General features: G+C 71.0%; 22 protein-coding genes and 1 pseudogene. 11 read left to right on the top strand and 12 right to left on the bottom strand.

Features of this window, described 5'->3' with window-relative positions; all coding sequences use genetic code 11:
• Positions 1–59: 59 nt before the first annotated feature.
• Positions 60–1,418: a phosphoglucosamine mutase gene (gene glmM, locus OG710_RS18285; protein ID WP_330240274.1), complete on the top strand. Its 1,359-nt coding sequence runs from the start codon at positions 60–62 to the stop codon at positions 1,416–1,418.
• Between the two features lie 3 nt (positions 1,419–1,421).
• Here the strand turns inward: glmM and OG710_RS18290 are convergent, their stop codons facing one another.
• The 4 genes from OG710_RS18290 to OG710_RS18305 all read right to left on the bottom strand — a co-directional run bounded on the left by OG710_RS18290 (position 1,422) and on the right by OG710_RS18305 (position 5,423).
• On the bottom strand, positions 1,422–2,975 hold the full coding sequence (locus OG710_RS18290) for a PH domain-containing protein (protein WP_330240275.1): 1,554 nt from the start codon (positions 2,973–2,975) through the stop codon (positions 1,422–1,424).
• Positions 2,976–3,055: 80 nt separating this feature from the next.
• Positions 3,056–4,033 (bottom strand): DUF389 domain-containing protein, encoded by a 978-nt coding sequence (locus tag OG710_RS18295; protein ID WP_330240276.1) that lies wholly within the window; start codon positions 4,031–4,033, stop codon positions 3,056–3,058.
• A gap of 30 nt (positions 4,034–4,063) precedes the next feature.
• On the bottom strand, positions 4,064–5,059 hold the full coding sequence (gene coaA / locus OG710_RS18300) for a type I pantothenate kinase (RefSeq protein ID WP_330240277.1): 996 nt from the start codon (positions 5,057–5,059) through the stop codon (positions 4,064–4,066).
• A 64-nt stretch (positions 5,060–5,123) separates the two neighbouring features.
• Positions 5,124–5,423 carry a hypothetical protein gene (locus OG710_RS18305; RefSeq protein WP_330240278.1) on the bottom strand — a complete coding sequence of 100 codons (300 nt, stop codon included), beginning with the start codon at positions 5,421–5,423 and terminating at the stop codon, positions 5,124–5,126.
• A 478-nt stretch (positions 5,424–5,901) separates the two neighbouring features.
• Here OG710_RS18305 and OG710_RS18310 point away from each other — a divergent pair, with 478 nt between their 5' ends.
• Positions 5,902–6,417: a hypothetical protein gene (locus OG710_RS18310; RefSeq protein WP_330240279.1), complete on the top strand. Its 516-nt coding sequence runs from the start codon at positions 5,902–5,904 to the stop codon at positions 6,415–6,417.
• A 112-nt stretch (positions 6,418–6,529) separates the two neighbouring features.
• On the opposite strand, the pseudogene OG710_RS18315 reads toward OG710_RS18310, so the two are convergent.
• Positions 6,530–7,216: pseudogene (locus OG710_RS18315) on the bottom strand (site-specific integrase); the annotation flags it as partial.
• 413 nt (positions 7,217–7,629) lie between these two features.
• Here OG710_RS18315 and OG710_RS18320 point away from each other — a divergent pair.
• On the top strand, positions 7,630–7,941 hold the full coding sequence (locus tag OG710_RS18320; RefSeq protein ID WP_330240280.1) for a hypothetical protein: 312 nt from the start codon (positions 7,630–7,632) through the stop codon (positions 7,939–7,941).
• A 325-nt stretch (positions 7,942–8,266) separates the two neighbouring features.
• The gene (locus tag OG710_RS18325; RefSeq protein ID WP_330240281.1) at positions 8,267–9,073 is read left to right on the top strand and encodes a hypothetical protein; all 807 of its coding nucleotides are present in this window, start codon (positions 8,267–8,269) and stop codon (positions 9,071–9,073) included.
• 87 nt (positions 9,074–9,160) lie between these two features.
• Here the strand turns inward: OG710_RS18325 and argG are convergent, their stop codons facing one another.
• Positions 9,161–10,606: an argininosuccinate synthase gene (gene argG / locus OG710_RS18330; protein WP_330240282.1), complete on the bottom strand. Its 1,446-nt coding sequence runs from the start codon at positions 10,604–10,606 to the stop codon at positions 9,161–9,163.
• A gap of 156 nt (positions 10,607–10,762) precedes the next feature.
• On the opposite strand from argG, the gene OG710_RS18335 reads away from it, so the two are divergent.
• On the top strand, positions 10,763–11,236 hold the full coding sequence (locus OG710_RS18335) for a DUF4396 domain-containing protein (RefSeq protein ID WP_330240283.1): 474 nt from the start codon (positions 10,763–10,765) through the stop codon (positions 11,234–11,236).
• A 12-nt stretch (positions 11,237–11,248) separates the two neighbouring features.
• Here the strand turns inward: OG710_RS18335 and OG710_RS18340 are convergent, their stop codons facing one another.
• The 3 genes from OG710_RS18340 to OG710_RS18350 form a co-directional block, all read right to left on the bottom strand.
• Positions 11,249–11,893, bottom strand: coding sequence for a dihydrofolate reductase family protein (locus tag OG710_RS18340; RefSeq protein WP_111337475.1), 645 nt, complete (start codon positions 11,891–11,893; stop codon positions 11,249–11,251).
• 80 nt (positions 11,894–11,973) lie between these two features.
• On the bottom strand, positions 11,974–12,855 hold the full coding sequence (locus OG710_RS18345; protein WP_330240284.1) for a LysR family transcriptional regulator: 882 nt from the start codon (positions 12,853–12,855) through the stop codon (positions 11,974–11,976).
• A 225-nt stretch (positions 12,856–13,080) separates the two neighbouring features.
• On the bottom strand, positions 13,081–13,758 hold the full coding sequence (locus OG710_RS18350) for a type 1 glutamine amidotransferase domain-containing protein (protein ID WP_330240285.1): 678 nt from the start codon (positions 13,756–13,758) through the stop codon (positions 13,081–13,083).
• Between the two features lie 356 nt (positions 13,759–14,114).
• On the opposite strand from OG710_RS18350, the gene OG710_RS18355 reads away from it, so the two are divergent.
• Both OG710_RS18355 and OG710_RS18360 read left to right on the top strand, forming a co-directional pair.
• Positions 14,115–14,834, top strand: coding sequence for a type 1 glutamine amidotransferase domain-containing protein (locus OG710_RS18355; protein WP_330240286.1), 720 nt, complete (start codon positions 14,115–14,117; stop codon positions 14,832–14,834).
• 286 nt (positions 14,835–15,120) lie between these two features.
• Positions 15,121–15,417, top strand: coding sequence for a putative quinol monooxygenase (locus OG710_RS18360; RefSeq protein WP_330240287.1), 297 nt, complete (start codon positions 15,121–15,123; stop codon positions 15,415–15,417).
• Positions 15,418–15,586: 169 nt separating this feature from the next.
• Here the strand turns inward: OG710_RS18360 and OG710_RS18365 are convergent, their stop codons facing one another.
• The gene (locus OG710_RS18365) at positions 15,587–16,432 is read right to left on the bottom strand and encodes an MBL fold metallo-hydrolase (RefSeq protein ID WP_330240288.1); all 846 of its coding nucleotides are present in this window, start codon (positions 16,430–16,432) and stop codon (positions 15,587–15,589) included.
• On the bottom strand, positions 16,429–17,601 hold the full coding sequence (locus OG710_RS18370; RefSeq protein WP_330240289.1) for a hypothetical protein: 1,173 nt from the start codon (positions 17,599–17,601) through the stop codon (positions 16,429–16,431). The genes OG710_RS18365 and OG710_RS18370 overlap by 4 nt, the downstream gene beginning before the upstream one ends.
• A 134-nt stretch (positions 17,602–17,735) precedes the next feature.
• Between OG710_RS18370 and pdxR the strand changes: the two genes are divergently transcribed.
• The 4 genes from pdxR (at position 17,736) to OG710_RS18390 (ending at position 23,307) form a co-directional block, all read left to right on the top strand.
• Positions 17,736–19,181, top strand: coding sequence for a MocR-like pyridoxine biosynthesis transcription factor PdxR (pdxR, locus tag OG710_RS18375; RefSeq protein WP_330240290.1), 1,446 nt, complete (start codon positions 17,736–17,738; stop codon positions 19,179–19,181).
• 282 nt (positions 19,182–19,463) lie between these two features.
• Positions 19,464–20,546: a guanitoxin biosynthesis L-enduracididine beta-hydroxylase GntD gene (gene gntD / locus OG710_RS18380; RefSeq protein WP_330240291.1), complete on the top strand. Its 1,083-nt coding sequence runs from the start codon at positions 19,464–19,466 to the stop codon at positions 20,544–20,546.
• 91 nt (positions 20,547–20,637) lie between these two features.
• Positions 20,638–21,906: an ATP-grasp domain-containing protein gene (locus OG710_RS18385; protein WP_330240292.1), complete on the top strand. Its 1,269-nt coding sequence runs from the start codon at positions 20,638–20,640 to the stop codon at positions 21,904–21,906.
• 36 nt (positions 21,907–21,942) lie between these two features.
• The gene (locus OG710_RS18390; RefSeq protein WP_330240293.1) at positions 21,943–23,307 is read left to right on the top strand and encodes an MFS transporter; all 1,365 of its coding nucleotides are present in this window, start codon (positions 21,943–21,945) and stop codon (positions 23,305–23,307) included.
• A gap of 331 nt (positions 23,308–23,638) precedes the next feature.
• Here the strand turns inward: OG710_RS18390 and OG710_RS18395 are convergent, their stop codons facing one another.
• Complete coding sequence (locus OG710_RS18395; protein ID WP_330240294.1) at positions 23,639–23,944, bottom strand: acyl carrier protein; 306 nt, start codon at positions 23,942–23,944, stop codon at positions 23,639–23,641.
• Between the last annotated feature and the right edge of the window lie 24 nt (positions 23,945–23,968).

The raw sequence follows: 23,968 nt of genomic DNA on the forward strand, positions 1-23,968 counted from the left end.
TAGGCTTGTTGGTTGCTTGATCTGACTTTTGCGTTTCGGAGCACTTTCGGAGGACAACAGTGGGACGACTCTTCGGCACGGACGGCGTGCGTGGCGTCGCCAATGCGGACCTGACGGCCGAGCTCGCGCTCGGCCTCTCGGTGGCCGCGGCGCACGTACTGGCCGAGGCGGGTACTTTCGAGGGCCATCGGCCCACGGCCGTGGTGGGCCGTGACCCGCGCGCGTCCGGAGAGTTCCTGGAGGCGGCGGTCGTGGCCGGCCTGGCGAGCGCGGGCGTCGACGTGCTGCGCGTCGGCGTGCTGCCGACCCCCGCGGTGGCGTACCTGACCGGCTCGCTGGGCGCGGACCTCGGAGTCATGCTCTCCGCCAGCCACAACGCGATGCCGGACAACGGTGTCAAGTTCTTCGCCCGCGGCGGCCAGAAACTGGCCGACGAGCTGGAGGACCGCATCGAGTCGGTGTACGAGCAGCACCGCACCGGTGCGCCGTGGTCCCGGCCCACCGGCGCCGGCGTCGGCCGCGTCACCGACTACGCGGAGGGCTTCGACCGGTACGTCGCCCACCTCATCGGCGTCCTGCCGAACCGGCTCGACGGCCTCAAGGTCGTCCTGGACGAGGCGCACGGCGCCGCCGCCCGCGTCTCGCCGGAGGCGTTCACCCGCGCCGGGGCCGAGGTCGTCACGATCGGCACCGACCCGGACGGGCTGAACATCAACGACGGCTGCGGCTCCACCCACCTGGAGCTCCTGCGCGCCGCCGTCGTCGAGCACGGCGCGGACCTCGGCATCGCGCACGACGGCGACGCCGACCGCTGCCTGGCCGTCGACGCGACGGGCGCCGAGGTCGACGGCGACCAGATCCTCGCCGTGCTGGCCCTCGCCATGCGCGAGGCCGGCCGGCTGCGCGGGGACACCGTGGTCGGCACCGTGATGTCGAACCTCGGCTTCAAGCTCGCCATGGAGCGCGAGGGCATCCAGCTCGTCCAGACCGCCGTCGGCGACCGCTACGTCCTGGAGTCGATGAAGGCCGAGGGCTACGCGCTGGGCGGCGAGCAGTCCGGCCACGTCATCGTCCTGGACCACGCCACGACCGGCGACGGCACCCTGACCGGTCTGATGCTGGCCGCCCGGGTCGCCGCGACGGGCCGCAGCCTCGCGGAGCTGGCCGGCGTCATGGAGCGGCTGCCGCAGGTCCTGGTCAACGTCCCGGACGTGGACAAGTCCCGCGTGCACACCTCGCAGGAGGTCGCCGCGGCCGTCGCCCAGGCGGAGCGGGAACTGGGCGCCACCGGCCGCGTCCTGCTGCGCCCCTCGGGCACGGAGCCGCTGGTACGGGTCATGGTCGAGGCGGCGGACATCGAGCAGGCCCGCGCGGTGGCGGGCCGGCTGGCGGACGTGGTGAAGTCGGCGCTGGGCTGAGCGTCAGCGGTTGCGGGGGTGGCTCGGGTCCGGGTCTCCCCCGTCCGCGTCGCGCTCGCGCTTCAGCGCGTCCAGGATGCGGGCCAGGTCGCCGGGGGCGGCGGCCAGCCTGACCGGCTCACCGGCGTCGTCGATCTCGGCGATGTGCCAGCCGCGGGGCACGAGGTCACCGTCGCTGCCCCGTGCCCGCCGCACGTCCACCACGGTCAGGCGTTCCGCCGGGATGCGGTGGGCGGCGAAGCGGCCGGGACCGGGGTGCGGGGTCACGGCGGGCGGGCCGCCACCGATGACGACATGGGTGCCGTACAGGTTCGGGTTGTACGCGGTGTGCTCCAGGAACCGGGCGGACAGGAAGTGGTCGCGCCCGTCCGGTGCGACGGCGGGGGTCTCGCCGGGGGTGCGGAGGCGGGTGGCGCGCCAGGCCAGGACGAACGCGACCGTGCTGCCCGCCGTGCCCGCCGCCGCCCAGACCACGGTGCCGGGCGAGCCCGGCGGGTCCGTGGGACGCAGGGCGCACAGCGGCAGCAGCCACGCGGCCGTCACGGCGAACGCGCCCGCGAACGGCAGGGCCGAGGGCAGCAGCTCGTCGTCCCGCAGCCGGCGCCCGCGCCTGCGGATCAGCAGCAGCGACCCCGCGTACCCCGCGCCGAGCGCGCAGGCGGCGGAGAAGACGGCCAGCTCACCGGGGCCGGTCAGGTGGTCGCGCCACACGTGCCGCTCGCCGGTGACCGTACGCGGTCGGCCGTGCCAGAACACCAGCTCGACCTTCTCGCCCGAGCGGAACGCGGAGGCGTCGTCCCGGGAGACCGCCAGCCGGTGCAGGGGTTCGTCCCCGGTGAAGTACAGATAGCTGCTGCCCCTGCCCCCGTTGACGTCCGTCCGCTCGATGACCCCGGTGAACGTGGTCAGGCACGCGCGGCGCTCACCGGCCGGGGTGGCGTCGGTGCAGGGCACGGCCGCCCGCCAGGCGCGCCGCTCCGCCGCGGCGTCCGCCACGTAGGTGGCCGCGACGGCCGAGGCGGTGAGCAGCAGCGCGCACACGATCCAGGTGACGACGGGCCGGCGCCCCGCCGCCCGGTGCGTGATGACGGGCGCCTCGCCGTCCGGCGCGGGGCTCCCGTACCGGCGGTGCAGGGCGCGCAGCGCCTCCAGCTCCGCGTCGAACCGGGCGAGGTCGGTGCCGCTCATCGGCAGCGGCAGCCGGAACGACCGCCCGTTCTCCAGCAGCACGCTGACCCGGTGGATGTCGTGGTTCCTGCCGGGCTGGATGTAGCGGCGCAGCTCCGCGACCCGGGACCACGGCACCGAACGGCGGCGCAGCAGGGTCCGGGAGCGCAGCCCGTACGCGCCCGCGGTGAGCCGGGCGGTGGCCAGATACAGGAAGACCGGCCCCATCAGCGCGATCACCACGCACAGCCAGAACGCCACGGCGGGGGCGTCCGGCCACTGCCATACGAGGAGCACGGCCAGGACCGCCGCGACGGCACACACCCCCGTACCCCACCACGACACGTTCCGCGCGGGAACGCGGTAGATCACTTCCCCTGGTTCGGACATGGCCGCATCGTGTCAGTGCCCCGCCGTCCGGTGCTTGTGGGGGTTACGGCAGTCCGGACGCCCCCGATCCTGCCGGTACGTCACCCGGCGCCGGGGCTGCCGTTCGCCGCCGCCGGGGGCTCCTGGGCGCGCTGGCGGCGCTGGGCCGCGCGCCACAGCGCCTTCTGCGTGATCAGCGTCAGCGTGCCGGCCAGGACGATGCCGCCGAGGTTCTCCGCGAGCTGGCGCGCCGAGCCGGACATCTGGGGGTAGTCGCTGTAGCTGAAGGCCACCGCCGCGTTGGCCGCGGCCGGTACGGTCGTCACCGAGATGGCGACCCCGATCAGCGCGCCGGACTTCGACGAGGTCAGCGAGAGCGTGCCGGCGATGCCCGCCAGGAACGCCACGACGAACGACAGCCAGTCCGGCTGCCAGACGAACGAGGTGTTGGGCCGGTCGGCCTCGATCATGCTCTCCCGGAACAGCCCGAGCAGGTCCATCAGCCAGGAGAAGCCGGCGGTCAGCGCCATGGCCGCCGCGAAGCCGCCGACCAGTGCCCACAGCGAGCGCCACACCAGGTGCGGGGCGCGCTGGACCAGGGCGGTGGAGATCCCGGCCAGCGGCCCGAACTCGGGGCCGACCGCCATCGCGCCCACGATGAGGATCGCGTTGTCGAGCATCACACCGCAGGCCGCGATCATCGTGGCGACGGCGAGGAACGCCAGGTAGGTGACGCTGAACGTGGACTCCTCGTGGGTCGCCTCGGACAGCTCCTCCCACAGCACCGCGTCCGCGCCCTCGCCGGGCGCCTCCTTCTCGGCCCGGTCGGCGCAGGCGGAGAGCGTCAGCTCCAGGCCGTTCACCGTGATCGCCCCGTACCGGTCGACGCCGAGCCGCCGCAGCGCCCCGATCAGCTCGTCGCCCGCCTCGCGCGCCACATCGCACAGCACCACGTCACCGGACGGGTCGCGGGCCACGCCGGGCAGCACGGCGAGATGGGCGGTGCCGGGCGTCCGCTCCAGCAGGCGCACCACCTCGTCCGTACGGTCGGCGGGCACGATGAGGCGCAGATGCAGCACGGAGCACCCTTCCAGGAGCCGGACCAGGAGTCAGAGCTTGCGCAGGGACAGCCGCTGGACCTTGTGGTCGGGCCCCTTGCGCAGCACCAGCGTGGCACGTCCGCGGGTCGGCGCCACGTTCTCCACGAGGTTCGGCCGGTTGATGGTCCGCCACATGGTGGCCGCGTACTCCAGCGCCTCCGCCTCGGAGACCTGGGTGTACTTCCGGAAGTACGAGGACGGGTCCTGGAACGCGGTCTCGCGCAGCTTGCGGAACCGGTTGAGATACCAGGTCTCGATGTCCTCCGGCCGGGCGTCCACGTACACGCTGAAGTCGAAGTAGTCGGCGAGCCCGACCCTGGTGCGGCCGTCCTTGCCGGGGAGGGCGGGCTGCAGGACGTTGAGCCCCTCGACGATCAGGATGTCCGGCCGCCGCACGGTGAGCCGCTCGCCGGGCACGATGTCGTAGATGAGGTGCGAGTAGACGGGGGCGGTCACCTCGTCCTTGCCCGCCTTGATGTCGGCGACGAAACGGGTGAGGGCGCGCCGGTCGTACGACTCCGGGAACCCTTTGCGCGACATCAGACCGCGCGCCCGGAGCTCCTCCATCGGCAGCAGGAACCCGTCGGTGGTCACCAGCTCCACCCGTGGGTGCTCCGGCCAGCGCGCGAGCAGTGCCCGCAGGATGCGCGCGGTGGTGGACTTGCCCACGGCGACACTGCCCGCGACCCCTATGACGAACGGCGTCCCGCGCTGCGCGCCCTGCCCGTTCCCGGCGTCCCCGAGGAAGGTGTTGAGCGCCCCGCGCAGCCCGGAGGTGGCCTGCACGTACAGGTTCAGCAACCGGGACAGCGGCAGATAGACGTCCCGCACCTCGTCGAGGTCGATGACGTCCCCGAGCCCGCGCAGCCGCTCGACCTCCTCGGCGGTCAACGGCAACGGCGTCCGGTCGCGCAGCGCGCTCCACTCCGCCCGCGAGAGATCCACGTACGGCGTCGCCGCATGCTCGGCGCGTCGGCCCGTACTCCGTGTCGGCGAGGTGATCACGCCTACATTGTCGCGGGAGACGCCGCTGCGCGGAGGGTGGGCTCGGTCACGTGGCGGGACGGTGTCAGCCGAAAGCCTTGATGTTCTCCCAGCCGCCGTAGATCACGGTCTTCGCCGCAGGGTTCGTGTTGGTGGCGGACGGGTGGTACACCTTCACCGATCCGTCTGCGGTGAACCGCGCCCACAGGTCCGGGACGCGGTCGCCGTTGACGTCCGGTATGCCCATCACGATGTCGATCTTGGCACCGGTCCACCCGGTGCCGTACGAGGTGTCCTTCCCCTCGCGGGAGGCGGCGCCCGTCTTCAGGGAATTCAGGTCCACGCTGCCGGAGACCGCGCCGGCCTTGCCGTGCCGGATGTACATGTTCCCGTTGGACGTGTTCCGCCACAGGAGGTCGGGGGTGCCGCCTACAAGCCGTACCCGAACTCCAGTTTCTACAACGGCACCAACTTCAGCTCCGGCACCTCGGACGCCCGCGTCAGGATCCCTGACTGGGCTACAGACGCGGAAGCGCAGCAGTTTGCGGACTATGTAGATGCGGCCAATGCTGCGATTGCCCGGGGGCAGATGTCACCTACGGGCCGGGTTTCCACTGCTGGTGCAATCAGGAGGGAGGCGGCACGTGAGGCAGCGGCCGAGCGGCGCCGTGCGGCGGCAGCTGGGACCCCGTACTCCGGTGTTGCTGGGCATGCGCCTGACGCGATGTGGCTGGGCCATGGGGTACCCCCGATCTGGATCGACATGACGAAGCGGGTGAACAGCAGCCTTTCTGCCCAAGGGCAACGCTGCCCTGTAGGGTGCAGCCCTAGGCGCTTCGTGCTCGTGGATAACAGGGGTGGCGGTGTCTGATTGGTCGGCGCTCTTCGCGGAAATGGAAACGGCTAAGCGCAGGTTGGCGGTGAGTGACCGAGACGGGCTTTGGCGTCACGAGCAACGTCGACCTCCAGCCGTACCGGGTCGGATCGCGGAAATCGCTACGGTGACGCACTGTTCGGTGGACCCTGAATACGCCGATTTCCTCCTGCATGCGGATGGCTGGTCGGCCATTTTGCAGGACATTGACCTGTTCGGGACGGCGGACTTCTATACCGACGCTTACGCCGAAGCTGAGGAATTGGTGCGTGTGATCGAGGATGAGGTGGAGATCGAGCGTGGAGAAGGCTTCACCCGCCTGATTCCCATCGGGGCGTCACGGACGGACATCGACATCCTCGTCATGCCGTGTGTGAGCGATTTGAAACGACCGTCCCCTGTCCTCTGGCTTGCGGGCGGGGAAATCGAAAGGTACCGAACCTTCTCCGATTTCTTTCGGGGGATGATCGCCGAGAATAATGCGGAGGTGGACTCCCTGGCGTGAACTCGCCAGCCGTCCACCACCTCCCTTGAGTGGCAATAGCAAACGTGAAGCCCCGCCAGGTGTGTCCTGGCGGGGCTTCTGCGTGGGGGGACGGCAGTACTTGACGGCAACGTCAGCGGACGAGTGCGGCGCAGGGCGGTGGTTCGTCGGTGTCGCCGTCGGCCATCTCGATGTTCGTCGGGTCGTTGAGCGCGGTGCTGAGGACGTCGATGTGGGCATGGCCGAGGAGTTTCTTGATCACGACGAGTTCCACGCCTTGTTCCATGAGCAGGGTGGCGGTGGAGTACCGGAGGTCGTGGAAGCGGATGCGGCGGAGGCCGGCCTTGCGGAGGAGCGTGGTGAAGGTGCGGGTGAGGTTGGTCGGGTCAATCGGTCTGCCCTGCGCTGTGGTGAACACGTACCCGTCGTGCTGCCGGGTGGTGCCTGCGGCCTCGCGTTCGCGCTTCTGCTGTTCGTGCTGGAGCTTCAGCGACTGGACGCAGCGGGTGGGGAGGGCGATGCGGCGCTCGGAGGCTCGCGTCTTGGTGGGCAGCGTGGTGAGCCCGCCTGCGCTGGTGCGCTGAAGGGTGCGGCGGATTGCGGCGGTGCCCGCGTCGAGGTCGAGGTCTTCCCAGCGCAGGCCGAGGAGTTCGCCCTTGCGGAGTCCGGTGTGGAGGGCGAGTTCGAACAGCGCGTGCAGCCGGTGTCTGCGCGTGGCCGCGAGGAACTGGCGGGCTTCGTCGGCGGTGAGGGGTTCGAAGCGTCGGGGCCGTGGGGTGCTGGTGCGGACATTGCGGGCGACGTTACGCGTAATCTCCTCACCATAGGTCACTCGACTGCTTGCGATTGCGCGGCTGGGGCTCAGCTCAGGCCGGCAAATGGGCAGATGGGCTCCAGCCTCAACCTGCGGCCGAAGCCGCCTCCATCAACTCACGGAAATTTGCGCAACAGTTCCGCGACGAACTATCTGCGTGTTCTGGAGGATGCGAATGGGGGTACCTCGAGACCGGTATCACTCAAGACCCGGCAGCTCGATCTTCAGTGAGGGAGATGGCTGCAAGGTGCGCGGATCGTGCAGCGTTGGCCTGGCCCGTTTAACAAGGAACCGCATGCAGGGAAAATGAACCTGGGGTTGTGATGTCGGGAACTGACGGAAACATGACCACGCCCCTCGCCCCCTGTCCTTGAAGTCAATTGTGTTCAAGCGCTGTGTCCCGATCGAAGGGAACGTGGATGGCTGCAAGAAACTCCGAGGCGCTCGAAGTGTTTCTCAAGGTTGCTGCTGACTCGAGAGTCTCGTGGCGCGCTGTCGAACTCGCAGGACGAGGGATCTCGGCCGACGCGGCGGGTGTCGTCTGGGTGATTTCCAAGGGGAAGGATTTGCTGAGCGGAGAAGATTTTTACGTTCTTCTCATGAGGAAGAGCGACCTGATTGACTCCCTGTCCGAATCATGGCGATCTTTCGACAGTGGAGAACTCTCCAGTGCGGATTTTGAGGACCAGCTGGAGGCGGTTGTGCTGGAGCTGGAGGGATGGATTCCATGAGCCTTGCGGTAGTGAAACAGAAAGCTTGGTGTGCGAGTGGCTCAGGCGGTTCGTGTCGGTGGGCAGTGAGGAGGTCGCCTCCACGATGAGAGGGTCTTGCTGTGACTGGTGTGATGGCGGAGTCACCGTGTTGCGGCGTGTGGGAGCCGGGCAAGTGGGGCCGGTGGTGTGGGGCGGCGGGTTCGGCCGGACGGCTGGAAGGGTTGTGTTCGAGCGTATGGGGGACCTTGAGGACGGCCTGGGGTTGGAGCTTGGGCCCGAGGTTTGGGAGCCGGTTGGCTTTGCTGAGGGGGTGCAGGGGGATCGGGTTCGGGCGGCGGCGCTCATGGTTGTGCGTTACTGCTCCCTCCTGCTGCCCGTGGTGGCCACACCGTGGTTCGGGCCGGTGCGCAACTGCCTGATCCGGGCGCACGGTACGGCCGAGCTGCTGGTGCGGGAGGGCTACGGACCGGACGGTGCCGTCCGGGCCTTCGACATCGGGCTGACCCGCTGGATGATGAGAGGCGTGACCGAGCTGCCGGAGGCCGCCCGCCGGCCCGAGGAGTCCGTCGACGGGCAGCGGGAACTGGCTCGGGCCGCCTTCGACGTCGTCGCGGACCCGGCCGACGAGGAGCGCTTCGCCGAGGTGTGTGCCCTCACCGAGCGGCTCGCGGGACCGGAGTTCGTGGCGGAGGAGCGCGAGCTCAGGGCCCGGGACCTCGCGGAACTCGCCGAGGCACGGGAGAGCGGCCGGGAGCCGGACACCGAGGCGCTGTGGGCGCGCGCCGACGCCTTCGCCGGGCGCTACGCGGACCGCCTCCGGGCGGAGCTGCGTGCGGCCGGGCACCACATCGGCGAGGTGATGACCGACTTCCCCGTGCCGGTGACCGAGCGGGGCGCGGACACCGTGCGCCACATCGTCGCGGCGCTGGCCGGACGGTTCGGGGTGTCGGAGGAGGAGGCCCGCGTCCGGGTCTTCGCCTACTTCGAGGACTGGGACCTCACCGACGAGTCCGAGATCGGCGATCTGGACTTCATCGACCACCAGATGCCGGAGGAGTGGGCGGGCCGCATCTATCTGGGCCTGGAATTCCACGAGGTGGGGGCGGCCACCGACCTCAGCGGTCACGAGCCCTGGCCGCTGCCGGAATGACCTGGCCGCTGCCGGACCACGCGGACCACGGGGAAGGGCCGGGCGCCCCCTCGCGGGGTGCCCGGCCCTTCCCCGTGCCGTGAGGCGTCAGTCCGTGCCGGACTCCATCGCGGCGCGGTCCAGCATCTCGTCCGCGTCCGAGACCTCGCCGCGCGAGGCGATCGCCTCGGCGCCGCCCTCCGGGAGGGAGCCGATCAGGCCGGTGGCGGCGGCCTGGGCCGCGCCGATCGCCGGGCTGGCGTTGCCGATCATGCCCAGGCCCGCGTACTGCTCCAGCTTGGCGCGGGAGTCGGCGATGTCCAGGTTGCGCATGGTGAGCTGGCCGATGCGGTCCACCGGGCCGAACGCGGAGTCCTCGGTGCGCTCCATCGACAGCTTGTCCGGGTGGTAGCTGAACGCCGGGCCCGTCGTGTCGAGGATCGAGTAGTCCTCGCCGCGCCGCAGCCGCAGGGTGACCTCGCCGGTGACGGCCGTGCCGACCCAGCGCTGGATCGACTCGCGGACCATCAGCGCCTGCGGGTCCAGCCAGCGGCCCTCGTACATCAGCCGGCCCAGGCGGCGGCCCTCGTTGTGGTACTGGGCAAGGGTGTCCTCGTTGTGGATCGCGTTGACCAGGCGCTCGTACGCGGCGTGCAGCAGGGCCATGCCCGGCGCCTCGTAGATGCCCCGGCTCTTGGCCTCGATGATCCGGTTCTCGATCTGGTCGGACATGCCCATGCCGTGCCGGCCGCCGATGGCGTTCGCCTGCATGACCAGGTCGACGGCGGTCTCGAACTTCTCGCCGTTGATCGTGATCGGCCGGCCCTGGTCGAAGCCGATCGTGACGTCCTCGGTCTCGATCTCGACCGACGGGTCCCAGAACCGCACGCCCATGATCGGGTCGACGGTCTCCACGCCCGTGTTCAGGTGCTCCAGCGTCTTGGCCTCGTGCGTGGCGCCCCAGATGTTGGCGTCGGTGGAGTACGCCTTCTCCGTGCTGTCCCGGTACGGCAGGCCGTGCGCGACCAGCCACTCCGACATCTCCTTGCGGCCACCCAGTTCCGTCACGAACTCGGAGTCCAGCCAGGGCTTGTAGATGCGCAGGTGCGGGTTGGCCAGCAGGCCGTAGCGGTAGAACCGCTCGATGTCGTTGCCCTTGTACGTCGAGCCGTCGCCCCAGATCTGGACGTCGTCCTCCAGCATCGCCCGGACCAGCAGCGTGCCGGTGACCGCGCGGCCGAGCGGCGTCGTGTTGAAGTACGCCCTGCCGCCCGAGCGGATGTGGAACGCCCCGCACGTCAGCGCGGCCAGGCCCTCCTCGACGAGCGCGGCCCGGCAGTCCACCAGCCGGGCCAGCTCGGCGCCGTACGCCTGGGCGCGACCCGGCACCGACGCGATGTCGGGCTCGTCGTACTGGCCGATGTCGGCGGTGTAGGTGCACGGGACGGCACCCTTGTCGCGCATCCACGCGACCGCGACCGAGGTGTCGAGGCCGCCCGAGAAGGCGATGCCGACGCGTTCGCCGGTGGGCAGGGAGGTGAGGACCTTAGACATAGGAAGAGTATGCATGTTTGCGCATGGTCATGCAACGTCGATCGAGGAACCCGCCGAAAAGGACTCCCAGGAATACCCCTAGGGGGTATATGGTTGTGCTTGCGCGGGCCGGGACACCCGTCCCCGTGACCGCTCGCACCTACGGAGGGAATCGCGATGGACCACGCACACGCACACCACGGTCACCACGCGGGGCACACCTCCTGGCGCATGGCCGCGCAGGCCACCCTCCACTGCCTCACCGGCTGCGCCATCGGCGAGATCCTCGGCATGGTGATCGGCACCGCCGCCGGGCTCCACAACGGCGCCACCGTCGCTCTCTCCGTCGCCCTGGCCTTCGTCTTCGGTTACGCGCTCACCATGCGCGGCGTCCTGAAGGCGGACGTTCCGCTGAAGCAGGCCCTCAAGGTGGCGCTCGCCGCCGACACCCTGTCGATCGCCGTCATGGAGATCATCGACAACACCGTCATGGTGACGATCCCCGGCGCGATGGACGCGGGCCTGTCCAGCGTCCTGTTCTGGGCCGCGCTCGCCGGCTCGCTGGCCCTCGCCTTCGTGATCACCACCCCGTTCAACCGCTGGATGATCGGCCGGGGCAAGGGCCACGCCGTGGTGCACGCCTACCACTGACGGCGTACGGGCTCACTTCCGCCAGAACAGGTGGTGCGTCACCCCGCTCGGGCTCGGTACGACATCCAGGTGGAACCGGTCGCGCAACTCGTCCGGGGACTCCCAGAGCCGCAGCCCCGACCCGAGCTCCACCGGCGACACCGCCACGTGCAGGGTGTCCACCAGATCCGCGTCCAGGAACTCCCGGACGGTCGTCACCCCGCCCCCGAGGCGGACGTCCTTGCCCCGCGCCGCCTCACGCGCCCGGGCGAGGACGTCGGCCGGTTCGCCGGACACGAAGTGGAACGTGGTGTCGGAGAGCGTGATCGAGGGGCGCTCGTGGTGGGTGAGGACGAACACCGGGGTGTGGAACGGCGGCTCGTCGCCCCACCAGCCCTGCCACTCGTGGTCCGTCCACGGCCCGCGCTGGGGGCCGAACTTGTTGCGGCCCATGATCTCGGCGCCGATGTTGTGCGAGAAGTCCCGCGTCATGTAGTCGTCCAGGCCCCGGCTGCCGCCCGGTTCCGTCCGGTTGGGCCAGCTCGCCGTCGCCCCGGCCCAGGCGAACATCTTCCCCGGATCGACGTGCCCGAAGGGCCGCTCCAGGGTCTGGTCCTCGCCGGCGGCGACGCCGTCCGCCGAGACGTTGAAGTTCTGCACCCGCAGCAACTGGGCCATGGGATTCCTTCCGGTCTTCCGCTGATGACGAAAGGATGACGCACCGGGCGCCCCGCTGCGATCCGTCGCCGGGAAGCGGCTCAGATCCAGAGCTGCGCCTTCATCAGCAGATGGCCGTGCAGCAGCGTGAGGTCCGGATGCGGCGGGCTGCCCCGCCGGGTGGCCAGGTAGAAGGTGTTCAGCGGCGGGATCTCCGGCTCGATGAGCGGGGTGATGCCGCCGTTGGCCAGCTCCTCCGCGCACAGATACGTGGGCAGGACCGAGATGCCGGCGGACGACTTCACCGCGGCGAGGGCTCCGCGCAGATCCGGGATGACCAGGGCGGGCGGGGTCGTCAGGGAGCGGTCGAAGACGGTGTGCCAGTAGCGCCGGATGATCGGCAGGGACTCCGCGTAACTGATCATCGGGATGTCGCCCAGGACGTCCGGGCCGTCCGTCTCCAGCCGTGCCAGCGGCAGGCGGGCGGCCAGTTCGGCGGAGGCGACGAGCACGAACTCCTCGTCCACCAGCGGAGTCGCCGTCACCCGGCGGCCGCGCGGGCGGACGGTCGAGATGACCAGGTCGAACTCGTTGTCCTCCAGGCGCTCCAGCAGGTCGTCGGAGAGGCCGAAGGTGAAGTTCAGCCGCATCCCGTCGGACGCGAGGTCGCTGATGGCGGGGATCACGCGGGTCGTCGTCAGCTCGACGGGGCCGGCCACGGTCAGCGGGCGGGCGGCCGGGTCGTCGCCGAAGGCCCGGTCCACGGCGTGGGTCAGCAGGTCGATGGGGCCCTGGACCTCGCGGATCAGGCCGTCCGCGGCCTGCGTGGGCTGTGCGCCGTGGGGGAGCCGTTCGAAGAGCGGGCGGCCCATCGCCTGCTCCAGGTTGCGGATCTGATGGGTCACCGCGGGCTGGGAGAGACCGAGCTGCTGGGCCGCCTTGGTGAAGGAACCGAGCCGGTAGACGGCGACGAACGTGCGCACCCAGCCTAGTTGTACGGACAAGCCATCCCCCCGGAAGCTCTGTCCCGGTCCGGCGCGACCCGAACCGGCGCTGAGCCCGACCCTACGCGATCAGGTGATGACCGTCAGGTCCGACGGCGGCACCCGGTGCCGCTTGCGGCGGGCCCGCGCCCACGGCGTGGACGGGTGCCCGCCGCGGACTCCGGGGTTCCGGGTCCGGGCGGCACCCGCCCATGGGGCGCACGGTCAGCGGGCGGCGAGCTGCTCGACGACCAGCTCGGCGACGCGCGCGGCGGAGGCCGGGTTCTGACCGGTCACCAGGCGCCGGTCGGCCACCGCGTGCGGGGCGAAGTTGTCGGTCTTGGTGATCTTCGCGCCGCGCTCGGCGAGGGTGCTCTCCAGCAGGAAGGGGACGACGCCGGTCAGGCCCACCGCCTCCTCCTCCTCGTTGGTGAAGGCCGAGACCTGCTTGCCGTCCACGAGGTAGCTGCCGTCGGAGAGCTTGATGTTCACCAGGCCGGCCGGGCCGTGGCAGACGGCGGCGACCGCGCCGCCCTGCTCGTAGATCGCGGCGGCCAGCGAGGCCAGCTCCTCGGACTCGGGGAAGTCCCACATCGTGCCGTGGCCGCCGGCGAAGTAGATCGCGTCGTACTCGGACGCCTTCACCTCACCGGCGGCGGGCGTCGCGGCCAGCGCCTTCGAGGTCTCCGGGTCCGCGAGGAAGTCGCCGACGACGGTGTCGTCGGGGTTGATGCCGTCCTGCGGGGCGGCGCCGCCGCGCACGGAGACGTACTCGATCTCGTAACCGGCCTTGCGGAAAACCGCCGCCGGGTGGGCAACCTCGGGCACGTAGAAGCCGGTCTTACGGCCGGTCGCGCCGAGTTCGTCGTGACTGGTGAGGGCGAACAGAACCTTCGTGGACATGGCGGAATCTCCCGAACGGGGTCATGGATGAGGGGCAGGTCTCCGGCGGCGGCCGCAGGGGCCGCACGGGGCGGCGCATGGGGCGGGACGTGCGTCTCGGTGGCCGGCCGCATTGCTGTGTTCCGGACACCCAGAAATTTAGGCACCGGGCGGACCCCCGGCAAATAGACGAAGTCATGACCCGCATAAGCATGCCTATAGGTCCATTGAAATCCACCCCTTCTTCTTGCGGGAAGAACGGGGGAGTGGGTTATGGTCTCCCTTCTGTACCCCCGACTCTGTACCCCCCCGACGGCATCGGCCGCAGAGAACAACAGCTCTCCGGCGAAAGTGAGGCAAAGGTGCCCACACATTCCTTGAAAGGGCTCATCGTCCTCAGCAGCACCGAGCGTCTGCCCGGTGGCCGGTCCGCCGGGTTCTGGCTCCCGGAGGCCGCCTACCCGTGGCGGGCGCTGCTGGCCGGCGGATGGGACTTCGAGTTCACCAGCACCCGGTCCGGCCGCCCGCCCGCGGGCGGGATCGACCGGTCCGACCCGCCGCAGCGCATGTTCCTGGAGGACCCGGTCGTCCAGGAACGCCTGGAGCACACCCGGACCCCCGACCTGCTCACCCCGGAGGACTACGGCATCGTCTTCGTCGCCGGCGGGCACGGCGCGATCATCGACCTGCCCGGCGACGAACGGCTGACCGGCTTCCTCGCCGCCTACTGGGCGAGCCGGGAGACCGCCGTGATCGCGGCCGTCTGCCACGGCGTCGCCGCCCTCCTGGACGTACCGGGCCCGGACGGCGCCCCGCTCGTCGCCGGGCGCCGGATGACCGGCTTCACCCGGGACGAGGAGCGGGCGGTCGGCCTGGACCAGGTCGTGCCGTACTTCCTCGGCGACGCGCTGACCGAGCGCGGGGCGCTGTACGAGGCGGGCGAGCCGTTCCGCAGCCATGTGGTGGCCGACGGCGCGCTGCTCACCGGCCAGAATCCGGCGTCGGCCGCCGATCTGGCCCGCCGGGCGGTGGAGCTGGCCTCGGGCCGGCCGCTGCCCCGGCACTGGCTCCGCCGCTCGGCCCCGGTCGCCCGGTAGGGGCGCGGGGGTGGAACCGGCCGCTCGAACGCCACGTGAACCCCCTTCGAAATCCGGTCGAACATGGCTCGAAAAGTCCCCGGTAATTTGTTCCGAGGGCTTTCGCGGTAGGGCGGAAAATGGCCATTCCTGAAGTCTGTGGAGGGGTTTCCGGACGCCATAGAAGATCTTATTCCGGCAAGGCTTCGCGCTATTTGCGGGGAACTGCTGACACGTGATCTTCTGAGGTTGCGTGGCACCTGCACGAAAAGCGTGCGGGGCCTGTGCAGGAATTGAGGAGAATGCTATGAGTGTTACGGTCGTGGCCCGCTGGATCGCCGGTGAGGGTCACGCTGACCGCATCGAGGAACTGCTCGCCGACATCGCCGAGAAGAGCCTCGCGGAACCCGGATGCCTGGCGTACAGCGGCTACCGGGCGGACGGCAGCGAGCGTGAGTTCGTGCTCGTCGAGGAGTACGCGGACGCCGGGGCGCTGGAGCGCCACCAGGAGTCGGACCACTACCGCGAACTGGTCCTGGGCGCGGTGGTCCCGCTGCTCACCGAGCGGCACGTGGGCCGCTACACGGCACTGCGGGCCGCCTGAATCCGGCCCCGGCACGGCCGTAACGCCGGGGCTGCCGGAAATGTGGTTGAGGCCGCAAACAATTTGGTGGAGGCGGCAAGCGATTTGTCCGGGCGCGCGGCCTGGGTTTCCCGGTCGAGCGTTTTGCGCGGGCGGCGGCCGGGAACGCCCGCGCAAATCCCGGACCGGGTCAAAGGCGCCCCGCCGCGGCCGCCCGGACCGCCTTGCGGTGACACGCGCGGTAGAACGCCAGCGCAGGGGCGGACAGCCCGGAGCTGTCCGGGAAGACCGTCTCGAACTCCGGACCGCCGGCGCGTACGGCGTCCGCGTACCGACCCGACAGGCTCGCGAAATAGCCGAGGTTGCGGTCGAGCAGCGCCGGGTCCGTCGTACCGCCGTGGGAGGGAAGCACCTGCTCCGGCGCAAGCGACCGCAGGAGTTCCAGCGAGGCGACGAGCTGCGCCGCCGACGACGCGTCGCCCTCCCAGAGTTCGGGCAGCGGGTCCTCGGCGGCGTCCCCGGCCAGACACACGCGCAGTTGCGGAATCCAGACGGCGATGTGGTCCGGGGTGTGGCCGGGAGTGTGCAGCAGCTCCAGGGTCAGATCCCCGCCGTCCAGGGTCAACGAGGTGTCGAAGGTGACGGTCGGGGCGACGAGCCGCACCCGGTCGAAGCGGTCGTCCGCCGCGCGCTTGTCGCGCCAGGTGTCCCGCGCCTCCGCCGAACGGACGCGGGCGGCGGCCGAGCGGTGGCCGATGATCGGCGCCCGCCCCTCGACGGCCGCGTTCCCCCAGACGTGGTCCCAGTCGGCATGCGTGTTGACGACCAGGAGCGGCCGCCCGCCGGTCTCGTCCGCGATCAGCTCCAGGGCGCGTGCGCACAGTTCGGGCGTGGCGAGCGTGTCGACCAGGGCGACGAACCGTTCCGTGCGGACGACGAAGGCGTCCACCTCGTCCGCCACGCGCAGCGCGAAGATCCGGGGATCGACACCGGGCAGGAGGTGCCGGTGGACCTCGGGACGGGCCGGGGACGTCATCCCGCGGCACCGATGCGATGGGCGCGCACCGTGTCCAGATGGCCCTTGAGGTACCGCATGAAGGGCGTACCGCCGGTGCCCACCGCGGTGGAGTTGGCGGCGGACCGCTGCGCCTGCTTGTGCACGTACATCGCCGCGTACCGCAGATGCAGCTCGCGGAAGTCGGCCATGGCCGTGACGCACGCGTCGTAGGCGTCGACCGCGCCGGCCGGCCGGTGGCGCAGCAGGAAGCCCCGCAGATCGACCCGAGGCCCCACCTTCTCGATGAACGCCCGGTGCCCCGGCGGGATGTACGCGCGCAGCGCGTGCATGTACGCGGCGAGCGGGTCGTCGTCGCCGGCCAGCCCGAGGACCTCGTCCAGGAACGGGATGATGGCACTCTGCGCACCGGTCTCACCGCCGAACCGCTGCGGTCTGCCGCCGTAGGCGTCCACCCCCTCGTAGACGATTCCGTCCGGCAGCGCCGGATTGTTGTCCCAGCCGAAGAGGTAACTGCGTACGCGGTTGTAGTAGATGTACGGGTCGCAGCGCTCCGGCATCCGGGCGAGCGTGCCGGACATCACGCCCAGCCCCGCGGCGATCTCGCCCAGCGCCCGCGTGAGGGCGTCGCCGTCGTCGTCGAGGACGGCGTCCTGCGCGGCGATCGACGCGCGCAGCACCGGTGCCGCGGCCGCCTCGATCGCGACGTGGACGAGGACGAACCAGTCGTCGTCCATCCCGCCGAGGAAGCCCTGGAGCCGGTGGATGTTGCCGAGTTCGATGCGCGGATCGTCGGTGAGGCGGCCCCAGTTGTGCAACTGCTGGGTGGCGTACGAGAGAACCGGCGGCCGGCCCAGCAGACCGGCCGCACAGTGCCAGGGCACCGCGATGTTCGCCGGAACGGCACCGGCCGGTTCGTCGCCGCCGAAGATGTACGCGTGTCCGAAGTAGGACAGCAGCAGCATCGCACGTTCGCGTTCGGCCGGATCGGTCAGCGTCGCGGGGTCGAGCGGGGCGACATCGCTCAGCAACTCCCGCGCCCGGCCCGCCGCCAGGTGCTTCGGCAGCACCGCGCCGATCTCGTCCCACTCGGCGAAACGGCCCGGCAGCCGGGTCAGCGGAGCGGCGTCGGGCAGAAAGCCGTTGCTCTCGCTGACCCCGTACTCCCGCGGCGACACCCTGCTGCCCATGCCGTCCTCCCACCTTCCGGGACCGGTGCCCCCACGGCCCGGTGAGCCGTCGTTCCGAAGCGCCGAACGCCGAAGCTACCCTCGGCATGGACCTCCACCAATGGCCAATAGAAGGCAGATCGAAGATGCCACCTGTGGAACGGCCGTTACCCGGCCCGCGGGCCAAACCCCATCTGGCCGTGCCCGTCGCCCTCGACCGCGACGGCGGCCGGCCGCTCGTGGCGCAGCTCGTCGAGGCGCTGCGTGAAGCGGTGCTTTCCGGGCTGTTGCCGGCCGGTGAACGGCTGCCCTCGACCCGTACGCTCGCCCAGGACCTGGCCGTGTCCCGCACGGTGACCGCCGAGGCGTACACCCGTCTGGAGGCCGAAGGGCTCCTGGCGAGCCGCTCCGGCTCCGGCACCTACGTCGCGCGGCTCAACCGGGCGGCCCGGCGGACGGGCACCGCCCCGGCGGTCCCGGCCCCGGCCGCGCCCGCCCCGGCGCAGGCGCCGCGCCCCGCGTTCGCCCTGCGCACCGGCGAGACCGGGCCGGTGCACGAGGGCAGCGACGGCTGGGCCCGCGCCTGGCGGGCGACGGCCCGCACGGCGGCCCCGACCCGCTACCAGGAGGCGGCCGGGCTCCCGGACCTGCGCGCCGCGATCGCCGACCACCTGGCCCGGACCCGCGGCCTGGTCTGCGCCCCCGACGACATCGTGGTGACCAGCGGCACGACGCAGTCCATGGACCTGGTGCTCCGTACACTGCTGCGCGCGGGCGACACCGTCGGCTGCGAGGACCCCGGCCATCCCGTGGTCCGCTCCCTCATCCGGGTCCACGGTCTCGAAGCGGCACCGGTGCCGGTCGACGACGACGGCGCACGGGTCGATGTGCTGGCCGGCCGGGCGCGGGCGCCCCGGCTGATGCACGTCACGCCCTCGCACCAGTTCCCGCTGGGGGTACGGATGGGCGTCGGCAGACGGCTCGACCTCGTCATGTGGGCGCGCGAGCACCGCTCCTGGATCGTCGAGGACGACTACGACAGCGAGTACCGCTACAACGGGCCGCCGCTGCCGTCGCTGGCCGGACTCGACCGGGAGCGGGTCATCTACCTCGGTACCCTGTCCAAGGTCCTCACCCCGGCCCTGCGCTGCGGATACCTGGTGGCACCGGGCGGACTGCCCCGGCGCATCGCGGAGTTGAAGGACATCGTGGACGGCCCGCTGAGCTGGCCGGTGCAGCACACCGTGCTGCGGATGCTCACCACCGGCGCGCTGGAACGGCGCGTCCGCCGGACCCGGCTGCACTACGCACGCGCCAGGACCGTACTGCGGGAGGCGCTGGAGCCGGTCGCCGACCTGGTGACGCCGACCGGTCTGGAGGCAGGGCTGCACGCCGTCCTGCTGCTGGCGGACGGCATCGACGGCGCGCGGGTGGCGCGCCGGGCCGCCGAACTCGGCGTCGAGGTCGCCCCGTTGTCCGCGTTCCGGCACGGCCCGTCCCCCACCGAGGGGCTGGTGGTCGGGTACGGCGGCCTCACCCCGGACGATCTCGCCGAAGCGGCCGCGCTGCTCGTCCGGGCGATCGCCGAACACCGCTCGTAACCCGGCGGTGTCCGTGTGCGGACTTGTCCTCACACGGACACGGAGAGTGTTGGACTGCGGCGATCGGGGTCCTCCAGACTTCCGTGCAGGGAGTTCTCTCGTATACGAGGCGAGGTCCCGTGCCGGGCACCGCCAGCCCGGAAGCGGGAGGCGCCTCAGCCCTTCGCCGGCCGACCGGGGCGCGCCGCCGTTGCCCGTCGCCCATGTCGTCGGCCCCTCCGGGGCCCTACGGAGTCCTCCGCGCCAGCGCTTCAGACCTCTTCACGACAAAGGATCGTCACCGTGTCGAATTTGACCGTGCCCACGGCCCCCGAGCTGACTCCGCGCGCCGCCGACGGGGTGCCGTGCCTGGAGCTCACGGACACCGAGCGGACCCGGGTCCAGGACATCGCGGATCACATGCTGGACACCGAGCCCGGCCTGCCGCTGGAGCAGCGGCTCGACCAGCTCTCCCTTCTCGCCCACGAGCTGCCGGCGCGGGTACGGGCCACCTTCGGTCAATTCCGCCTCACCGGACGCCCGTTCGGCGGCTTCGTGATATCGAACCTGCCGATCGACGAGGCCGAGGCCGGCCCCACCCCGCTCAGCTACACGGACGTGCCGGACAGCCGGGAGGCCCAGCGGGCCGCCGCGTCCCTGCTGCTGCTCGGCTCGCTCCTGGGCGACCCGGTCTCCTACCTCACCCAGCAGCGCGGCCGGATGGTCCTCGACCTCTTCCCGATCGCCGGCCACGAGAACGAGCAGCTGGGCTCCAGCTCCACGGTCAACCTGGAGTGGCACAACGAGGACGCCTTCCACCCGCTGCGCGCGGACTGGATCATGCTCATCGGGCTGCGGAACCACGACAAGGTGCCCACCACGTTCGCCCCCGTCCAGGAGGTCGAACTCGACGACCGGACCCGCGAGGTGCTCTTCCAGGAGCGGTTCGTGATCCTGCCGGACGAGTCGCACACCGCGAGCTTCAACGCCGGCACCACCGGCGTCGAGGAGGGCGACTGGGTCGCGGAGGCGTTCCGCAAGATCGCCGAGATGAACGAGGAGCCCCGCCGCACCTCGGTGCTCTCCGGGAACCCGGACTCGCCCTTCATCTGCATCGACCCCGCGTTCATGCCGCGCGACCTCGACCCGGAGGCGGCCGCCGCCCTGGACGCCGTCGTCAAGGGCATCGACGCCAAGCTGCGCGACGTCTCGCTCGCGCCGGGCGAGATGCTGATCGTCGACAACAAGCGGGCCGTGCACGGCCGTCGCCCGTTCGCCGCCCGCTACGACGGGACGGACCGCTGGCTGCGCCGCATCAACGTGATGGCCGACCTGCGCAAGGCGGAGGGACGCCGCTACTCCGACCACGGCCGGGCCCTGGTCTGACCGTGCTCCCGGCCGGCCGGAACCCTCCTTCCGGCCGGCCCCGCTCCGCCCGCCGACCCGCACCACGGTTCAACACGAGAAGGAACGTCACATGTCAGACTCGCTCCCCGGCACCGGTGAACGGCGTACCAGGGTCCTCATCGTCGAGCCGGTCTCCTCGGGCACCAGAATGGTCGAGGACGCCCATCGGCTCGGGTTCGAGGTCGTCGTGGCCAGCGCCGGGGTGGACGACCGCAGCTTGCCGCCCGGCTTCGAGCGGTTCGTGGACACCCTGCTCACCGTCGACACCAACGACGAACGCGCGCTGGCGGACGCCGTGACGGCCTTCCACGCCGCACACCCGCTGGACGCGCTCGTGCCGGGTGCGGAGTTCTACATCCCGGCCGTGACCCGCCTGGTGCACCGCCTCGGCCTGCCGGGCCTGCCGCTGGAAGCCGTCGACCTCGTCCGCGACAAGGCCCTGATGCGGGAGCGGACCGCCGAGGCCGGGCTGCGGGTGCCGCGGCACGTCCGGGCCGGGACGCCGGAGGAGGTCGAGCGGGCCGCCGAGGTCATCGGCTTCCCGTGTGTGATCAAGCCGGTCGAGTCGTCGGGCAGCATCCACGTCCGCCGCGCCGACACGGCCGGCGAACTGCGCGCGGCCTACGGGGAACTGGCCGGGGACCGCCGGCTGGACCTGGGCTTCGCCATGGACACCCGGGTCGTCGTCGAGGAGTACGTGACCGGTCCCGAGTTCAGCGCCGACGGCTATGTGCACGACGGCGAGGTCGTGGTCCTCTCGGTGACCCGCAAACTCCTCGGCCCCGAGCCGTACTTCGTGGAGCTGGGGCACATCGTCCGGTCCGCCGTCCCGGCCCCCGTCCTGGACCGGATCACGGAGTACGTGCGGGGCGTCACCGAGGCCGTCCGCATCACCTCCGGCCCGTTCCACTGCGAACTCCGGCTGCCCGGCGACGAACCGGTGCTGATCGAGATCGCCGCCCGGCTGCCCGGCGACCGGATCACCGAACTGGTCCAGCTCTCCACCGGGACCTCGATGTCACGGGTGATGCTCGCCGCGTACCTGGGCCGGACGCCGGAGGAACTGCGCGCGGAGGTCGGACGGCAGGTGAAGTGCGCGGGCATCCGCTACTTCACCGCCCCCGGACTGACCAGCTACACCGAGCTGAAGGGCTGGGACGAGGTCGCCGCACGCCCCGAGGTGACGGAGACCGGCGTGCTGATTGGTCCGGGCGAGGAGATCCCGCCCCCGCACGACTTCCGCGGCCGCATCGGGTACGCGCTGTTCGCGGCCGACTCGCCGGAACAGGCGCGGGAGATCTGGCAGAGCCTCGGCGAGACGGTGGTCCCCGTCCCGTAGACGGCCCCCCGAGCCCCACTTCCTCACGGAGCCTTCATGACCCCCCTCCCCTCGCGCCCGGCCGGTGCCGTGCACCGCTACTACGCGCTGCGCGCGGTCGGCTGGATGACCGACCAGCTCATCCAGTTCCTGCTTCCGGTGCTCGCCTACCAGGCCACCGGCGAACTCTCCTGGTCCGGGCTCGTCCTGGCCGCCCAGTGGGTGCCCCGGCTGCTGTCGCTGCCGGTCGCCGGGTATCTCGCCGACCGGTATCCCGAGCAGCGCATCTACCGGGCCAACGACCTCGTCCGGGTGGGGCTCGGCGTGGTGGCGGCCGTGCTCACCGTGATCCTGGAGAGCCATGCCTTCGCCGTCGTGATCGTCTTCGCCCTGCTGGCCGGGATCTGCTGCGAGCAGGTCCTCGTGGCGGGCGAGAAGCTCGCGGGCACGCTCGTGGCGCCGGAGGACATGCACCGGGCGCAGAGCGTGCTGAGCGGGATCGAGCAGGGCACGCTGCTGCTGGCTCCCGTCGTCGGCGGGGCCCTGCTGCTGACCGGCCCGCTGCCGATCGTGGTGGTGGTCGCGAGCCTGTTCGGGGTGAGCCTGCTGCTCAGCCTCGGCCTGCCGCGCGCGGAGCGGACCGCCGCGCCGGGCTCGGTCCCGGTCCCGGCCCCGGTCCTCGCCCCGGAGCCGGTTACGGGCGGGGGAAAGGGCGAGGGGAAGGGCGGGGGCAGGGGTTCCGCGGCGCGCCGGCTGCTGGGGGACTCGGTGACCGGAATCCGCAACGTGGTGCGGATTCCGGTGCTCAGGACCATCGTCCTGGCCACCATGTGCGTCAACATCATGCTGGGCCTGATCCAGGGCGTGGCCCCCGCTCTCGCGGACCGCTACGGCCACAACGAGGGCGCGCTGGGCCTCGTGTACTCGGCCGCCGGGCTGGTGGCCATGGTGACGCTGACCGCGGCGCCCCGGCTGATCCGGCGCTTCGGCTTCCTGGCGGTGGCCGCCGTCAGCACGGTGGTGCAGGGCGTCGTCTTCATCGCGCTGGGGCCCACCACCGGATTCCTCTTCTTCGCCGCCCTGGTCGCGGTGTTCATGGCGGGTGACAGCGTGTTCAGCGTCGTCATCCGCACGCTGCGGCTGCGGGTCGTGGTGAGCGAGGAGTTCGGGCGCACGGTCGCCGCCGTTTCCCTGCTGAACTTCCTGTCGCTGCCCCTGGCCGGTGGACTGCTCGCGGTGACCGGCCACGCGGTGCCGCTCGTGGTGCTCATCCCGGTGGTCGGCGCGGCGGCGATGGCCTGCCTCGCGGTGCTGATGGTGCGGCTCAAGCGGTACATGGCCGCCGAGCCGGCTCTGTACGCGACCGAGCGGCCCGCCGTCGAGGCGGACGGGCCGGCTCGGGCCGCACATCCCGCCATGTGAGTTCATAGGTTGTTTTGGTTGCGAAATTATGTACCGATCCTCGAATATGGATGCGGCGTGACCGGAGCCGTGTTCAAGCGATTACTCTGCGTCACTCTCGCTGCGGCGTGCGGACGCCGGGCGATCTTCGTCGACCACGAAGTGGGGGAATGGCTCAAATGAGTACTGGACAAAGTCTAGCGACTACAGTGCGTGAAGGTGGCCGGGATGTTGCGGCGATGAACGGCGGTCCCGGCGGCGTCATCGTTCTCGGCGACCTGATCTGGGGCTGAGCCAACGGCCCCTCACGGCCTGCATATCTATGCAGGCCGTGGGGGCTGGGCGCGGCCTGTCACAGTTCGCCGACCTCACGGTCGGAGCCGGCCGCGGACAGCTCCCGCACATGGCGGACCAGTCCGCCGAGCGTGGGGTTCTCGACCACCGCGAGCATCGAGAGCGGGACCTCCAGCTCCTCCGAGAGGACCGTGACCATCCGCATCGCCAGGAGCGACGAGGCGCCCAGCGAGAAGAAGTTGTCGTCGTCCTCGATCCGCAGGCCGGGCTCTGCGAACAGATCACGCCAGACCGCCGAGATCCGTTCGCGGACCTCCTCGTGCGTCGTCTCGGCGGTGAGGGGCGGCAGGGGGTGTGCGGGCATCGAAGAGCCTTTCTCGTCACGTCC

Origin of the sequence: Streptomyces sp. NBC_00525 (genome assembly GCF_036346595.1) — a bacterium.
Lineage (GTDB): Bacteria > Actinomycetota > Actinomycetes > Streptomycetales > Streptomycetaceae > Streptomyces.

Coding starts and splice junctions, on each gene's coding strand:
- OG710_RS18350 (WP_330240285.1), bottom strand. CDS start 13,758: ATGTCCACGAAGGTTCTGTTCGCCCTCACCAGTCACGACGAACTCGGC.
- OG710_RS18360 (WP_330240287.1), top strand. CDS start 15,121: ATGAGTGTTACGGTCGTGGCCCGCTGGATCGCCGGTGAGGGTCACGCT.
- OG710_RS18370 (WP_330240289.1), bottom strand. CDS start 17,601: ATGGGCAGCAGGGTGTCGCCGCGGGAGTACGGGGTCAGCGAGAGCAAC.
- OG710_RS18325 (WP_330240281.1), top strand. CDS start 8,267: ATGGTTGTGCGTTACTGCTCCCTCCTGCTGCCCGTGGTGGCCACACCG.
- OG710_RS18320 (WP_330240280.1), top strand. CDS start 7,630: ATGGCTGCAAGAAACTCCGAGGCGCTCGAAGTGTTTCTCAAGGTTGCT.
- OG710_RS18395 (WP_330240294.1), bottom strand. CDS start 23,944: ATGCCCGCACACCCCCTGCCGCCCCTCACCGCCGAGACGACGCACGAG.
- argG (WP_330240282.1), bottom strand. CDS start 10,606: ATGTCTAAGGTCCTCACCTCCCTGCCCACCGGCGAACGCGTCGGCATC.
- OG710_RS18365 (WP_330240288.1), bottom strand. CDS start 16,432: ATGACGTCCCCGGCCCGTCCCGAGGTCCACCGGCACCTCCTGCCCGGT.
- OG710_RS18390 (WP_330240293.1), top strand. CDS start 21,943: ATGACCCCCCTCCCCTCGCGCCCGGCCGGTGCCGTGCACCGCTACTAC.
- OG710_RS18290 (WP_330240275.1), bottom strand. CDS start 2,975: ATGTCCGAACCAGGGGAAGTGATCTACCGCGTTCCCGCGCGGAACGTG.
- OG710_RS18305 (WP_330240278.1), bottom strand. CDS start 5,423: ATGTACATCCGGCACGGCAAGGCCGGCGCGGTCTCCGGCAGCGTGGAC.
- OG710_RS18340 (WP_111337475.1), bottom strand. CDS start 11,893: ATGGCCCAGTTGCTGCGGGTGCAGAACTTCAACGTCTCGGCGGACGGC.
- OG710_RS18385 (WP_330240292.1), top strand. CDS start 20,638: ATGTCAGACTCGCTCCCCGGCACCGGTGAACGGCGTACCAGGGTCCTC.
- OG710_RS18335 (WP_330240283.1), top strand. CDS start 10,763: ATGGACCACGCACACGCACACCACGGTCACCACGCGGGGCACACCTCC.